At 70.1% G+C, this 15,257-nt stretch carries 12 protein-coding genes; 8 read left to right on the forward strand and 4 right to left on the reverse strand.

The genetic code is table 11. The features are described from left to right. Positions 1-132 precede the first annotated feature (132 nt). The 5 genes from AB0J09_RS20555 to AB0J09_RS20575 all read left to right on the forward strand — a co-directional run bounded on the left by AB0J09_RS20555 (position 133) and on the right by AB0J09_RS20575 (position 7,975). The gene (locus AB0J09_RS20555) at positions 133-2,544 is read left to right on the forward strand and encodes a glycoside hydrolase family 2 protein (protein ID WP_360693091.1); all 2,412 of its coding nucleotides are present in this window, start codon (positions 133-135) and stop codon (positions 2,542-2,544) included. 5 nt (positions 2,545-2,549) lie between these two features. After that, complete coding sequence (locus tag AB0J09_RS20560) at positions 2,550-4,205, forward strand: hypothetical protein (protein WP_360693094.1); 1,656 nt, start codon at positions 2,550-2,552, stop codon at positions 4,203-4,205. A gap of 41 nt (positions 4,206-4,246) precedes the next feature. Further along, complete coding sequence (locus tag AB0J09_RS20565) at positions 4,247-5,803, forward strand: hypothetical protein (protein WP_360693097.1); 1,557 nt, start codon at positions 4,247-4,249, stop codon at positions 5,801-5,803. Positions 5,804-5,940: 137 nt separating this feature from the next. Further along, on the forward strand, positions 5,941-7,074 hold the full coding sequence (locus AB0J09_RS20570; RefSeq protein WP_360693100.1) for a Gfo/Idh/MocA family oxidoreductase: 1,134 nt from the start codon (positions 5,941-5,943) through the stop codon (positions 7,072-7,074). Further along, complete coding sequence (locus AB0J09_RS20575; RefSeq protein ID WP_360693103.1) at positions 7,067-7,975, forward strand: PmoA family protein; 909 nt, start codon at positions 7,067-7,069, stop codon at positions 7,973-7,975. The genes AB0J09_RS20570 and AB0J09_RS20575 overlap by 8 nt, the downstream gene beginning before the upstream one ends. 409 nt (positions 7,976-8,384) lie before the next feature. Here AB0J09_RS20575 and AB0J09_RS20580 read toward each other — a convergent pair whose 3' ends face one another. Together AB0J09_RS20580 and AB0J09_RS20585 are read right to left on the reverse strand one after the other, a co-directional pair. Next, a complete protein-coding gene (locus AB0J09_RS20580; RefSeq protein ID WP_360693106.1) occupies positions 8,385-8,750 on the reverse strand; it encodes a darcynin family protein in 366 nt (121 codons plus the stop codon). A gap of 27 nt (positions 8,751-8,777) precedes the next feature. After that, positions 8,778-9,674, reverse strand: coding sequence for an SDR family oxidoreductase (locus tag AB0J09_RS20585; protein ID WP_360693109.1), 897 nt, complete (start codon positions 9,672-9,674; stop codon positions 8,778-8,780). A gap of 172 nt (positions 9,675-9,846) precedes the next feature. Between AB0J09_RS20585 and AB0J09_RS20590 the strand changes: the two genes are divergently transcribed. The 3 genes from AB0J09_RS20590 to menC all read left to right on the forward strand — a co-directional run bounded on the left by AB0J09_RS20590 (position 9,847) and on the right by menC (position 13,043). Further along, positions 9,847-10,752 carry a LysR family transcriptional regulator gene (locus tag AB0J09_RS20590; protein ID WP_360693112.1) on the forward strand — a complete coding sequence of 302 codons (906 nt, stop codon included), beginning with the start codon at positions 9,847-9,849 and terminating at the stop codon, positions 10,750-10,752. A 429-nt stretch (positions 10,753-11,181) separates the two neighbouring features. Continuing rightward, positions 11,182-11,946, forward strand: coding sequence for a GNAT family N-acetyltransferase (locus AB0J09_RS20595; protein WP_360693115.1), 765 nt, complete (start codon positions 11,182-11,184; stop codon positions 11,944-11,946). Further along, complete coding sequence (menC, locus tag AB0J09_RS20600; RefSeq protein ID WP_360693118.1) at positions 11,943-13,043, forward strand: o-succinylbenzoate synthase; 1,101 nt, start codon at positions 11,943-11,945, stop codon at positions 13,041-13,043. The genes AB0J09_RS20595 and menC overlap by 4 nt, the downstream gene beginning before the upstream one ends. Here the strand turns inward: menC and AB0J09_RS20605 are convergent. Both AB0J09_RS20605 and AB0J09_RS20610 read right to left on the reverse strand, forming a co-directional pair. Then, positions 13,033-13,710: an ATP-binding cassette domain-containing protein gene (locus tag AB0J09_RS20605; protein WP_360693121.1), complete on the reverse strand. Its 678-nt coding sequence runs from the start codon at positions 13,708-13,710 to the stop codon at positions 13,033-13,035. The two genes, menC and AB0J09_RS20605, sit on opposite strands and share 11 nt — an antisense overlap. Beyond that, positions 13,707-15,257, reverse strand: a 1,551-nt coding sequence (locus AB0J09_RS20610) for an oligopeptide/dipeptide ABC transporter ATP-binding protein (RefSeq protein WP_360693124.1), incomplete at its 5' end; no start/stop codon positions are given. The genes AB0J09_RS20610 and AB0J09_RS20605, both read right to left, overlap by 4 nt.

The following is a 15,257-nucleotide window of genomic DNA, read 5'->3' on the forward strand; positions in this document are numbered from 1 at the left end:
TCAATGGGTAGATGAAGCGCATCATAAGCAGCTAAGTGCCTGATTTACAGGGTGTTGACGTGACTCAACCATGGTCATATGGTCGCTTTACTTATGCGCTTAAGTCACACTGTCGTAGAGGCTGGAGAGCATGTGAGTGCGTACCACCCGCTGGACCGCGGCTGGACCGCGACCGCCGTCTCGGCCGAGCCGCCCCTGCAGGGGGTGCCCGCCACCATCCCCGGTTGCGTCCACACCGACCTGCTCGCGGCCGGTCTCATCGACGATCCCTACCTCGACGACAACGAGGACCGGCTCGCCTGGATCGGCCGCACGGAGTGGCGGTACGAGACCGAGTTCACCTTCGCCGACGACGGCCGCGGCCGGGCTGACCTGGTGTTCGAGGGCCTGGACACGATCGCCACGGTGATCCTCAACGGGATCGAGGTCGGGACCACGGCCAACATGCACAGGAGCTACCGCTTCCCGGTGCGCGAGCTGCTCCGCGAGGGGCGCAACAGGCTGACCGTGCACTTCTCCTCGCCCCACGCCTACGCGGAGGAGCGGCGGGCCGAGCTCGGCGCGCTGCCCGGGCCGTACCCGGAGCCCTACCAGTTCATCCGCAAGATGGCGTGCAACTTCGGCTGGGACTGGGGCCCCACCCTGGTCACCTCAGGCATCTGGCGGCCGGTCGGCCTGCACACCTGGACGACCGCCCGGCTCGCCCAGGTGCGCCCGGAGATCACCCTCGACGGGCGCGACGGCCTGGTGCGGGTCCACGTCACCGTCGAACGCGCCGCGGAGCCTGCTGTCGACCTCCCGCTGACGCTGACCGCCGAGGTGGCCGGGGCCTCGGCGCGGGCGTCGCTGGCGCCGGGGGCGTGCGAGGCCGTGCTGGAACTGCGCGTGCGCGAGCCCGCCCTGTGGTGGCCGCGCGGGTACGGCGAACAGGCCAGGCACCCGCTCACCGTGACGCTGGAGGAGACCGGCGATTCCTGGCGACGCGAGGTCGGGTTCCGCTCGGTCCGGCTGAACACCACCCCGGACGCCGGTCCCGATCCGAAGGGGTCCGCCTTCACCTTGGTCGTCAACGACGTGCCGGTGTTCGTGCGCGGCGCCAACTGGATCCCCGACGACTGCTTCCCCACCCGGGTGACCCGGGAGCGGCTGGCCGAGCGGTTCGCCCAAGCGTGCGAGGCGCACGTGAACCTGCTGCGCGTGTGGGGCGGCGGGCTGTACGAGAGCGAGGAGTTCTACGACCTCGCCGACGAGCTCGGCATCATGGTCTTCCAGGACTTCCCGTTCGCCTGCGCCGCCTACCCCGAGGAGGAACCGCTCTATTCGGAGGTCGTGGCGGAGGCCGGCGAGCAGGTGGTGCGCCTGGCGCCGCATCCGAGCCTGATGGTGTGGATCGGCAACAACGAGAACTTCATGGGCCACGCCGACTGGGGCTGGGAGGAACAGCTGTCGGGCCGTGCCTGGGGCGAGACCTACTACCTGGACGTGCTGCCGCGCGTGGTCGCCGAGCTGGATCCGACGAGGCCGTACTGGCCGGGCACGCCGTACTCGGGGAGCGGCCGCCATCCCAACGTGCCCGAGCACGGCACCGTGCACATCTGGGACGTCTGGAACGACATCGACTACGTCCACTACGCGGACTGGCGGCCGCGCTTCGTCGCCGAGTTCGGCTTCCAGGGCCCGCCGACCTACGCCACTCTGCGCCGATCGGTCACCAGCGGCCCGCTCACCCCCGGCTCCTCGCACCAGAAGGCGGTCGACGGCCAGGGCAAGCTCCTCCGCGGGCTGGGAGAGCACCTGCCGCGCCCCGAGAGCTTCGACGACTGGCACTTCTACGGCCAGCTCAACCAGGCCAGGGCGGTGAGCTTCGGCGTGGAGCGGTTCCGCTCGCTCATGCCGTACTGCATGGGTGCGATCGTCTGGCAGCTCAACGACTGCTGGCCGGTTACCTCCTGGGCCGCGGTCGACGGGGACGGGCGGCGCAAGCCCCTCTGGTACGCGCTGCGCCGCGCCTACGCCGACCGCCTGCTGACCGTTCAGGACGGCGACCTCGTCGCGGTCAACGACAGCCCCGACCCCTGGTCGGGCGACCTGGAGCTGATCCGGCACAACCTGGCCGGCGAGCCGCTGGCCAAGGAGTCCGTGCGGGTCCACGTGCCGCCCCGCGAGGTGGCACGGATCCCGCTGCCGCGGCACGTCGCCTCCCCCGCCGATCCGGCGGCCGAGCTGCTGGTGGCCTGCCTGGAGGAGACGCGGATCAGCCACTTCTTCGCCGAGGACACCGCGGTCGCCTATCCCGCGGCCGACTTCGAGGCCGAGGCACGGCCGGTGGCCTACGGGTACCTCGTCACCGTCACCGCCAGGACGATCCTGCGCGACCTCGCGCTCTTCCCCGACCGGCTGGATCCGGACGCCACCGTGGACGACATGATGATCACCTTGCTGCCGGGGGAACGCGCCGTCTTCCACGTCCGCAGCTCACGTGATCTCGACCTCGCCGCGCTCACCTCCGCTCCGGTGCTGCGCTGCGTCAACGACACGAAGTAGGTCCGATGCGACTTGAGGAGTACGTGGCCCGGCTGGACGCCCGCTACGACGAGGACGTCCGGATGCCCTGGTGTCACGCCACCGGCCCCGGCTACCACACCCGCGTCCCCGAAGGCGCCAGGGCGCACCAGACGAGGGAGGCGGCCGACTACGCCATCGCGCTCTTGCGGCTGGGCCGTACCGGCCGTGCCGCCGAGGTACTGAGCGCGCTGGTCGACCTGCAGGTGACCGACCCCCTCTCAGCCCACTACGGGATCTGGGGATGGTTCATGGAGGAACCGCCCGAGCAGATGCGACCGGCCGACTGGAACTGGGCGGACTTCATCGGGGTACGGCTGGCGCAGGTCCTCGCCGTCCACGATGCGCAACTCGCCCCGGACCTGAGGGGGCGAGTGCGCGCCGCGCTGCACCACGCGGCGATGTCGATCTTCCGGCGGAACGTCGACCCTGGCTACACCAACATCGCGGTGATGGGCGCGGTGACCACCGCCGCGGCGGCGGAGATCCTCGGGGGTACGGTCCGCGATGCCCCCGGCACGGAACTTCTGCTGGACTTCGCCCGACGGCGGCTGCGCACCGTGCTCGCCCTGCACCACGAGGCGGGCGGGTTCACCGAGTACAACTCGCCCGCCTACGGCCGGGTGGTGCTGGAGGAGCTGGAACGCGCCGCACTGATAGTGACCGATCCCGAGTTCAGGGCGGTCGCGGAGCAGCTGAGGGAGCGCACCTGGGCGGCGCTGGCCGAACGGTTTCATCCCGGCACCGGCCAGCTCGCCGGCCCCATGAGCCGGGCCTACCACGACTGGCTGCAGCCGGACCTGGCCGAGTACCTCCAGGCTCAGACGGGGGCTCCGGTCGTGCTCCGCGAGAAGGCGGCGACCCGCGTGCCGCTCCTGGTGCCGCCGCTGCCGTGTCCACCGGCCGTCGCCGAGCGGTTCGCCGCGCTTCCCTCCGTGCCCTTCCAGGTGCGCACCCGCTTCGGCGGCGAGACGGCCGGCACCTCGTGGCTCACCGAGGACGCCTGCCTCGGCTCGGCCGACGAAGAGTTCGCCTGGGTTCAGCGGCGCCCACTGCTCGGATACTGGCGGACGCCCGACGACCCCGCCGTGGTGCTGCGCGCCCGGATGCTGCTCAACGGTCACGATCTGAGCGCCGCCTGGTGCCGCCAGTACCAGGACGGTCCGCGCGTGCTGTCCGCCTGGTGGCTCAGCTACGACTCCGGCGACTTCCACCCCGCTCTCGACAAGCCCGCGGGCAGCGTCTTCCACATCGACGACCTGAGGCTGAGCATCACCGTACGGGGGCGCGGGGTGAAGGTCCGCGAGCTGCGCGACGGCGTGTTCGCGCTATGTGCAGGGGACCGCCAGGCGGTCGTCCACACCGTGCCCGCGGAGTTCCTCGGCCTGACGAGGACCTGGCGGGCGGTGGAAGAGGAGGACGAGGCGCGCGCCGAGGTGAGGCTCTACGCGGGGCCGTCCACCGCCGTCGACTTCCACCAGGCCAGGCTGCGCGCCGCCTTCGCCCTGGAGCTGCTCACGGCGAGTGCGGCGCCCCGCTTCGCCCCCCTGACCGGCGAGCAGGATGCGGCGGGCCGGATTTGCTGGAGCTGGGACGCGCTGACCGTCTCCACGCCGGTCGACCCGACACCCTTCGGCAGGTAGGGCACACCTGCCACTTCCCCCAGTACGAAGGAGCCCTTGTCATGCCCTCGATTTCGCGAAGGAACCTGATCCTCGGCGTACCCGCCCTCGCGGCGGCCGGCGTGCTCGCCGGGCGGCATCCCGCGCAGGCCGACACGAGGCTGGTCGACAGGTACGGGCAGTACCTCTACCAGGACTGGGGGGGCAAGATCACGTCGGACGAGCAGTTGCGGCGCGAGTACGCCGAGGAGGCGGCGCGGCTGTCCGGCGTCGAGTGGGACGACGCCACCTACGACCGGTACGGCGGGCTGAAGTCGCTCGGACGCCATGGGGCGACCGGGTACTTCCGGCTGGAGAAGGTGGACGGCCGCTGGTGGTTCGTCACACCCGACGGTCACCTCTTCTTCCTCAAGGGGGTCGACGCGTTCTCCTACGACGAATGGGGCTACGGCACCCTGTACAGGAACGCCGACGGCAGCCCGCGAGACGTGTTCGAGGAGCTGCCCGACCCCGCCCGATTCCCGGACGCGTACGCCGTCGTCCAGCAGGGACTCCAGACGGTGAACTTCATCAAGGCCAATCTGAGGCGGAAGTACGGGGACGACTACCAGGCGAAATGGCGCGACATCAGCCGGCGCCGCATGATCGACTGGGGGTTCAACACGCAGAGCAAGTGGCAGCGGGATCCCGCCGTCGCCATGCCGTACATCGAGCGGGCGCCCACCCCCGTCGACGTCATCAAGGTGCAGTGGGGCATCGACCCGTTCGACCCGGACTTCTCCGCGAAGCTGGACCGCGCCTTCACCGACTTCGGCCTGAGAAAGTACCGCGACGACCCGTGGCTGATCGGATACTTCTTCGAGAACGAGCGCGGCTGGAACGACCAGGTCGTCGCCGACGTCGTCCGGCAGAACTCCGGCCTGCCGGCGAAGAAGGCGTTCGTCGCCTACCTCGAGGAGACCTACGACCGCGACCTCACCCGCGTCAACGAGATCCTCGGGACCTCCGCGGCCTCGTTCGACGCGCTGCGCGACGAGGCGATCGACATCCGCAGGGTGCCAGGCGGCGACGTGCGGGCGTTCATCACCCTGGCTTCGAAGACCTACTTCAGGAAGGTGCGCACCGCGATCAGGCGTCACGACCCGCACCACCTGTTCATCGGCTCCTCCCTGGTGCCGACGTGGCGGACGAGCCTGGAATGGAACGTCGGCGGGATCGACCACCTCGACGCGATCTCCTACGACTGGTACTCCGACAGCATCAGCTACCTGGAGCAGTACGAGGTGTACGACAAGCCGATCCTCAATCTCGAGTTCTGCTTCTGCCACCCCGAGCGGGGTCTCAAGGCGCCCAATGCCGCGACCACTGCGAACAGCATCGCGAACCGCGGTGAGAAGTTCCAGGCGTTCGTCGAGGCGCAGGCGAAGAGCCCGGTGTTCGTCGGGTACTCGTGGTTCGCCACATACGACCAGGCGGTGACGATGAAGCCCGGCGCCACCGAGGCGTTCAACACGGGGCTGATCAACCAGCAGGACCAGCCGTACCAGGAGATGGTCGACCTCATGCGCCGAACGAACCGGGATCTCGAAGCCGTCCACCTTCAGGGCGGGCAGGGGTGACCGGCGGTCATCTCAGGAACCGCGCGCGCCGGTGAATGCCTCCTTCCGAGCGCTGATCTCGGCGCGCATACTGGCTCGGGCCAGTTGAGCCCGAGTTAAGTGAATCGATCACTTTCTTGCCCTCCGAGGGAGGATCCGTGTCCGAATTGTCGTCCCCGATCCGAGTCGCGATCGTCGGAGCCGGGGGCATCGCGAGGATCAGCCACCTGCCTGCCTTGGCCGCGGCAGGTGACGGGGTGCGGGTCGTCGCAGTCTGCGATGTCGATCCCGATCGTGCGAACGAGTTGGCCGAAGCCCACAACATCCCGGGGCGCTACACCGATCTGGCGGACATGCTGGCGCGGGAGAGTCCCGACCTCGTTGTCGTCGCGACGCCGCCGGTCGCGCATCGTGAGGCGGTGATCGCCGGCCTGGACGCCGGCGCGTGGGTCTGGTGTGAGAAACCACCGACGCTGTCACTGGCCGAGTACGACGAGATCACCGCCCACGAGAAGGACGGCGGCCCGTACGCCAGTTATGTCTTCCAGCACCGCTTCGGCGGCGCGGCACAACGGCTGCGTCAGCACATCCGCACCGGCGAGTTGGGTGCGCCGCTCGTCGCCGTGTGCAACACCCTGTGGTACCGCGGCCACGACTACTTCGAGGTGCCGTGGCGCGGCAAGTGGGAGACCGAGGGCGGCGGCCCGACCATGGGCCACGGCATCCACCAGATGGATCTCCTGCTCAACCTGCTCGGCGACTGGCACGAGGTGCACGCCGTGGTTGCGACGCTCGGCCGCCGGGTCGAGACCGAGGACGTGTCGTTCGCGATCGTCCGGTTCGCCTCCGGCGCCATCTGTTCGATCGTCAACAGCGTCCTGTCCCCCCGGGAGACGAGCTACCTGCGCTTCGACTTCACCGACGCCACCGTCGAGGTCGAGCACCTCTACGGATACGACAACTCCCACTGGCGCTGGACGCCCGCGCCGCACGTCACCGACGAGGACAGGATCGCCGGCTGGGCGCCGGCCGAGAACAGGCCCAGTTCGCACCGTGCCCAGCTCGCCGCCCTGCTGGCAGCCAGGGCGGCCGGCGAACGCCCACCCGCCGGCGGCGCCGACGGCAGGCGCGTCATGGAGCTGATCACGGCCATGTACCAGTCCGCCATCACGGGACGTCCCGTCACCCGAGCCGAGCTCGATGGGGCGAACCCCTTCTACCACTCGCTCAACGGCGGCGACCTGCCGACCGCCATCAGCCGCCTGCAGCAGAAGGAGTCCCGCCATGCTTGAAACGAGGCTCGGCGTCCGCCACGAGGACAAGTCCCTGATCATCACCGCCGGCGACGTGGAGATCGCACAGTACGTCTACCATCCGGACGCTCCCGACGCCGAGGCGCCCAAGCCCTATCTGCATCCCATACGCAGCCTCACCGGTGCGCCCATGTCGGTCTACCGCCCGTGGGACCACCGCTGGCACAAGGGCCTGCAGATGACCTGGGCCCACCTGTCAGGGCAGAACTTCTGGGGCGGCCCCACGTTCTCGGTGGAGAAGGACTACCACTGGCTCGACAACCTCGGCCACATCAATCACATCGACTTCACCGATGTCTCGGGTGACGGGGAACAGGTCGCGATCGATGAGACCCTGCACTGGGTCACGGCGGCGGGCGAGCACTGGATCACCGAGCAACGCCGGCAGGTCGTTCACGGCGCGGACGCCGATCGCGGCATCTGGGCGCTGGACTTCACCACGCAGCTGCGTAATGTCCGCGGCGCCACCTTGGACTTCGGCAGCCCCACCACCCACGGCCGACCGGCGGCCGGATACGCGGGCTTCTTCTGGCGGGGCCCCAGGTCCTGGACACAGGGAACGATCATCGGCGCCGGTGGGCAGGGTGGCGAGGAGATGATGGGTGCCGAGGCCGCGTGGCTCGCCCTCGCCGGCCGGCACGACGAGATCGACGGCGGCGGCACCGTGCTGGCCATCGCCGGCCGCTCCAGCGCGTCCGTGCCGATCAAGTGGTTCGTACGCAGAGAGCCGTTCGCCGTGATCAGCCCCTCCCCCGCCTTCGACGAGGAGATCGCGCTGGCCGGCGGAGACACCCTCGAACTCGCGCACCGCTACGTCTTCATCGACCACGTCTGCGAGCGCGCCGAACTCGACGACCTCGGCGCGGAGTTCGCTCTATGACTCCACTCTTCCCGGGTGGCACCTCGATCAGCGAGTTGGCAGTCTACGACTGGGAATGCGCCGACGGCGTCCACGGCGGCACCCCGTCTCGACCGAGGCGTATGTCGTCTACCTCACCGCGGCCACGCTGCCGGCGGACGGCTCGGAGACCGAGCGCGCGGCCGCCCTGTGGCGTGGAACCGTCGAGGCCGGGACCCAACGCACCCGCGAACAGCTCGCGGCCATCGCGAACGGCGACCCCGCCCACCTCGGGCAAGGCCACCGTGGTCCGTTCCACGCCCAAACCCGGCCCCCGCGCCTCGGCACCCGATTCGCCGGACGCGCCCGACGACCCCCTTGTGGGGGCCGTCGAGGACAAGGTCGCGCGGCTACGGTCAAGGGGCCGTAGCCGATCTCGGTGACCGTGATCTCACGTGTTGATGGTGGCGAGGGTGTCCAGCCCGTTGTTCTTGGCGTAGGCGTTCTCCACGCCGACCAGGAGGTCGACGACCTCGAAATAGCGATCCCAGAAGGAGGTGTCGCGCAGCGCCTCGACGAGGAGCTGGTACGCCTGGTGATCGCGTGCTTCCCACACCCAGACGTCGGTCACGCGCGCCGAGTAGAACTCGGTGTCGTAGAACCGCGACCGGACGTCCTTAACCTTGCTCGTGATCGCCGGGACGATCTCGGTTCTGAAGACGTCCACCCGCTGCTCAACCGACAGGCCAAGCCACTCGGGTGTTGTCTTCACCAGCATGAAGGCGGTTACGTTCGCTTCGAATGACTCCGTGGGCACGGCATTTCCCTTTCTGATGATGCGGGCTCAGGCCTGGCCGTACGCGCCGGACCGGATGTCTTCGATCAGGGTCGACCCGGCAGGGATCCAGGACAGGAGGTCGCGGGTGTACGCGCTGGACGCGGACATGTCCATCCCGAAGAATCGGCCGACGAATCCGAAGTGTTCGCCGGCGTTCTCGGGCGCGACCGACTCCACCGGCAGGCCGAGCGTGTGTCCGATCGCCTCCGCGATCTGGCGCGTGGAGACGGCTTCCTCGGCGACGGCGTGCAGCCGGGAGCCGGCAGGGGCTCCCTCGAGTGCGAGCCGGACGAGGCCCGCCGCATCGGGGCGATGCACCGCGGCCCAGGCGTTGGTGCCCTCCCCGGGGTAGGCGGACACGCCATGCCTGCGGGCGGCGGACACGACCTGGGCGATGAATCCCTGGTCGCCGATGCCGTGCACCGATGGAGCGAAGCGGACGCTGATGACCCGGACGCCCTTGTCGGCGTACTCGAGTGCGAGGTTCTCGCTGCCTCCTCGCGGCGAGTCCGGGCCGACCGCGGGCGAGGGGTCGGTCTCGAGGGCGGGCCGGCCCTGCACCAGGCCCGAGAGCACAGTGGCGAGCACGAAGGGTCGATCGGTGCCGACGAGTGCCTCGGCGATCGTCTCGACCGCGGCCCGCTCGGCTCGGTTGGTGGCGGCCGGGTGGGCCCAGTCGTGCTTGTTGGCGAGGTGGACGACGGCCTCGGCGGCTGATGCGCCGGCGTGGATGCCGTCGAGGTCGTCGAGGTCGCCGCGCCGTACCCGGGCGCCCTTCTTCTCCAGCGTCGTGGCGGAGGCGTCCGAGCGGGCCAGGCCGATGACGTCGTGACCGGCGTCGAGCAACTGGTCGACCACGGCCGAACCGATCCATCCGGTCGCTCCGGTGACGAAGATCTGCATGTGGATGTTCCTTTGTGTGGGTCCGCGATTGTCTGCCGCGGAGGTCAATGTGGTGTGTGCGCGTCCTCGTCGCGACAACAGCGACTGCAGCGCCATGACCATCACGGTAGGAACGTCGCTATATTTTGCGCCACGCAACTTTCGCAATAGCTCTTTGCGTAAAATGCAACCCATGCCGGACCAGCTCGACCTGAATCTGCTGCGAGTGTTCGACGCGCTGCTCCAGGACGGCAGCGTCACGGGCGCGGCCGAGCGCCTTCACCTGTCCATCCCCGCGACCAGCCGGGCGCTCGGCCGGTTGCGGCGGGCGATGGGCGACCCGATCCTGGTACGCGCCGGCCGTGGAATGGCTCCCACCCCGTTCGCTCTTCGAACCGCGCCGCGGGTGCGGTCGCTGCTCGAGCAGGCGTCGGCACTGATCAGCGCTGACCGCGAGGTCACGATCGCCGACCTCAAGCGCACCTTCACGATCCGCATCAACGACGGCGTGGCCGCGACCCTGGTGTCGGCGGCGGTCGAAGCCACGGCCGCGGTCGCCCCAGGTGTGACACTGCGTTTCGTCACGGAGGGCAGTGAGAGCATTGAGGCTCTCCGCGACGGTTCGGTCGATCTGGACATCGGCGCCGGCCACGTCGCCGCTCCCGACATCCGGACAGCCGTGCTGTACCGCGAACACATGGTCGGCGTCGTCCGCGCCGACAGCCCACTGGGCCATCGCCGCCGGCCGACGTTGACGCACCTGTGCCAATATCCCCACGTCTCGGCCTCGCGCCGTGGACGCGCCCGCGGACCACTCGACGACGCGCTCGACGCCGCGGGCCTCCAACGCCACGTCGCAGCCGTCGTCCCCACCTTCGCCGTCGCCGCGCTCCTGGTCGCATCCAGCCACTACATCGGACTCGTCCCTCAACGCCTCGCCGAGCAGTACGGCCAGGCCCTCGGCATCCGCTGGTTTCCCATCCCCGCGGATCTGCCGGAAATCGACGTACGACTGCTCTGGCACGCACGACTCGACACCGATTCGGCACAGCGCTGGCTCCGTGACACGATCCGCGACGCTCTCTGCTCCCCACCCTGACGAGCAACACGTGTCGCCCTGCCGCTGGTCGCCGCCGGCTCGTACGCGTGCGCGCGATGGTGTCGAATGGCGCTTCCGGGCCGGACGCCTGCGGGCCGGCGATACGTCCCGCGCAACCAATAGGGAAAGAGTGGGTGGCCCAGACGGTCGGCGTCCGCCAGGTCCTGCGAGACGAGGTCGTAGCTGCGGGTCCCCCCGTCCATGAAGACGCGCTTCGCCCTCGGCACCGTGGCGCTGAGCGTGGGTGGGGTCTGGCTGTCAATCCCCTGGAAGCGTGGAACGGATCTAGGCAAGGTCAAGTCAAAGAAGGACTCGACCGCCCCGTGCGCTTCGACGAACGCGCGCCTCCTCTTGGTCGTCCGGCACGAATACGCCGACCGCACCATGGAATACCGTCGCCAGTGAACATCCGGGAGGAAAGGCGGCAAGTTGATCGCGGTCAGGGAGATCCATGAGATCGCGGAGTTCGAGCGGGTCCTTCAGCTGTACAACGAGATCTGGCACTTCGAACGCGGCGACCCGCCCGTCACGCTGGAGCTGATGTGCGCGTTCTCGCATGCCGGCAACTACGTGGCGGGGGCCTTCGACGGTGACCGGCTCGTCGGCGGCTCGGTCGGGTTCTTCGCCGCGGACGGCACGCTGCACTCCCACATCACCGGCACGACGGTGCGGCGGGGCGTCGGGCTGGAGCTGAAGCTGCACCAGCGGCGCTGGGCCCTAGAACGCGGCCTGGAGCGCATCACCTGGACCTACGACCCGCTCGTACGCCGCAACGCCCACTTCAACCTGTCCAAACTCGGCGCCCACCCGCAGGAGTACCTGCCCTGCTTCTACGGCGTCATGGACGACGCCATCAACCAGGGCGACGAGTCCGATCGCCTGCTCGCCTCCTGGCCGCTCACCGCACCCCACGTCGAAGCCCTCGCACGCCGGGAACCGAACGTCACACCGGTGCCCGAGGACGCCGTCGTGGCACTCGCGGACGAGGGCGGGCGACCCGTCGTCAGGCGCGCCGACGCGCCGACGGTGCTGGTCGGCCTGCCCGCCGACATCGAGGCGTTGCGGCGGACCGATCCGGGCGCGGCCAAGGCGTGGCGGCACGCCGTGCGGGACGTGTTAGGGGGCCTGATGGCCGAAGGCCGTCAGGTGACCGGGTTCTGCGAGAAGTCGTTCTATGTAGTGGAGAGAGTGTGAAGATCACTGGAGTAGAGCTGCGGCGGATCGCGATGCCGCTCGTAGCGCCGTTCCGCACCTCGTTCGGCACGGAGACCACCCGCGACATCCTGCTGGTCCGGGTCGTGACACCGGACGCCGAGGGGTGGGGCGAATGCGTGGCCATGTCCGAGCCCCTCTACTCCCCCGAGTACGCCGACGGCGCCGCCGACGTCATCCGCCGCTTCCTGCTGCCCGCCCTGCCTAAGACGCTCGGCGTCCACGACGTCGGCCGCACCCTGGAGCCGATCAAGGGTCACCGCATGGCCAAGGCCGCCCTGGAGACGGCCGTCCTCGACGCGCAGCTGCGGGCGTCCGGCGAATCGTTCGGGCGTTTCCTCGGCGCGGCGAAGACCCGGGTGCCGTGCGGGGTGTCGGTCGGCATCATGGACTCCGTCCCGCAGCTCCTCGACGCCGTCGCGGGTTACCTCGACGAGGGCTACGTCCGCATCAAGCTGAAGATCGAGCCCGGCTGGGACGTGGAGCCGGTGCGCGCGGTACGCGAACGGTTCGGCGACGACCTGCTGCTCCAGGTCGACGCGAACGCCGCGTACACGCTGGCGGACGCCCGGCAGTTGGCCCGCCTTGACGCGTTCGACCTGCTGCTCATCGAGCAGCCGCTGGCCAACGACGACCTCGTCCAGCACGCCGGGCTCGCCCGGAAGCTCAAGACGCCCATCTGCCTGGACGAGTCGATCGAGTCGGCCGAGCACGCCGCGGCGGCGATCGCCCTCGGCTCCTGCTCCATCATCAACATCAAGCCGGGCCGGCTCGGCGGCTACCTCCAAGCGCGCCGTGTCCACGACCTGTGCCGAGCCAACGGGATCGCCGTCTGGTGCGGCGGCATGCTGGAGACCGGGCTCGGCCGGGCCGCGAACGTGGCGCTCGCGGCGCTGCCCGGGTTCACCCTGCCGGGCGACACCTCGGGATCGCGCCGCTACTACGCCACCGACATCACCGAGCCGTTCGAGCTGGCGGACGGGCACCTGAAGGTGCCGACCGGCCCCGGACTCGGCGTCGCGCCGATCCCGGAGGTGCTCGACGAGGTGACCACCTCCACCGAGTGGATCACCCTCTGAGCCGTGGCACCGCCGCCAGCAGCGCGCGCGTGTAGTCATGCGCCGGCTCGCCGACGACCTGCTCGGCCGGCCCGTGCTCGACGATCCGGCCGTGGTGCATGACGGCTATCGTGTCGGCGACGTACCGGACGACTGCCAGGTTGTGCGAGATGAACAACATCGACAGTCCGAGTTCGTCGCGCAGCCCGCGGACCAGGTTGAGCACCGCTCCCTGGACCGACACGTCGAGCGAGCCGGTGATCTCGTCGGCGACCAGCAGGGCGGGGTCGCCGCCCAGGGCGCGGGCGATCGCCACCCGCTGCCGCTGGCCGCCCGACAGCTCGCGCGGGTAGCGCCCGGCCAGCTCGGCGGGCAGGTGGACGAGGCCGAGCAGCCGCGGCACCTCCTTGGCACGGCGGCGCTTGTCGATGCCCTCCCCGACCGTCTCGCCGATCGTCATGCGTGGGTCCAGCGACGCGTACGGATCCTGGAAGACCATCTGGACCCGCGACGCGCCCTCGATCCGGCCGGTGTAGGGCACGAGCCCGCTCACGGCCCTGGCCAGCGACGACTTGCCCGACCCCGACTCGCCGACGAGACCGACGACGTGGCCGTCGGGGATCTCCAGGGTGACGTCGTCGACCGCGGTGAAGCCGCCGTAGCGCACGGTCAGCCCTTCGATCCTCACGAGGTGACCTCCCAGCAGGCGACCCGCTGCCGCGGGCCGTGGACGACGGGTTCGGGGCGTTCCGTCCGGCATTGTTCGGTGGCGAGCGAGCACCGGGCGGCGAACGCGCAGCCCATGCCGACCTGCGCCGGGGTCGGCTGGGTGCCGGGGATGCCGGCCAACGGGCGGCTCCGGTCGGTGTCGAGGTCGGGCAGGGACGCGATGAGCGCCTTGGTGTAGGGGTGCGCGGCACCGTCGGCGAGCCGGTTTGCGGGCAGTTCCTCGACCACCCGGCCCGCGTACATGACGACGACGCGGTCGCACAGCTCGCCGACGACGGCGATGTCGTGGGAGATGAACAGCAGGGCCGCGCCCGTCTCCTCGACGACCTCACGCAGCAGCCTCAGGATCTGCCGTTGCACGGTCACGTCGAGGGCGGTCGTGGGCTCGTCGGCGATGATCAGGCGTGGCGTGCCCATGAGGCCCATGGCGATGACCGCGCGCTGGCGCATGCCGCCGGACAGCTCGTGCGGATGCTGGGCGGCGTGCTTGGCGGGGTCGGGCAGCTGGACGTGGCCCAGCCGGTCCACGGCGCGGCGGCGCGCGTCCGAGCGGCTCGCGCCCTGGTGGACGACGGCCACCTCGGCGAGCTGGCCACCGACTTTCAGCGCGGGGTTGAGCGAGGCCATCGGGTCCTGGAACACCATGGCGAGCGCGGTGCCCAGTTCCTTGCCGGACAAGGTGGCGACGTCGGCGCCGCCGAGGCGCAGCCGGCCGTACGTCACTGAGCCGGGATAGGGAACGAGGCCGCCGATGGCGGCGGCGGTCAGGCTCTTGCCGCTGCCGGACTCTCCCACCAGGCCGACGATCTCCCCCGGCGCCACGGTCAGAGACAGCTCGCGTACGGGGGTCGAGCCGCCCGGGAACGAGACGGTCAGGTCGCGGACGTCGAGGACGGCGTCCGGGTCCGGCTCCCCGGCGGGTTCCGGCGGCTCAGGGCGGACGGTATCGTGCTGCCCGGCCGCGGAGCGGGCGGCGGCCCTGGCCAGGGTGTCGCCCAGCAGGTTGAAGCCGATGCCGGCCAGCGCGACGGCCGCCGCGGGACCGAGCGCGACCACGGGGGTGACGTAGATCCGCGCGAACCCGTCGAACAGCAGGCGCCCCCAGTCGAAGTCCGGCGGCTGCACGCCGAGGCCCAGGAACGACATGCCGGCCAGGCCGAGCAGCGCCCCGCCGAGCGACTGGGCGAGGTTGAGGATGAGCGGTTCGGCGATGTTGGGCAGAATGTGCCGGGCGAGGATGCGGCGGCGGTGCACGCCGAGCATGCGGGCCGCGGCCACGTAGTCGGCGCCGGCGACCGAGGCGGCCAGGGTCTGGGTGAGCCGCGCGAAGCCGGGCGCGATGGCCACGCCGATTCCGAGCACCGCACCGCGCGCGCCGAGCCCGCTGACCACTGCCGTGAACATGGCCAGCAGCAGGCCGGGGAAGGCCACCAGGGCGTTGACCGCGCCGGTGACCATCCGGGCGGCCCGGCGGGGCAGCACGGACGGGAGCGCGCCGAGCAGGAT

The sequence above is a fragment of the Nonomuraea sp. NPDC049784 genome (genome assembly GCF_040659615.1).
GTDB lineage: Bacteria > Actinomycetota > Actinomycetes > Streptosporangiales > Streptosporangiaceae > Nonomuraea.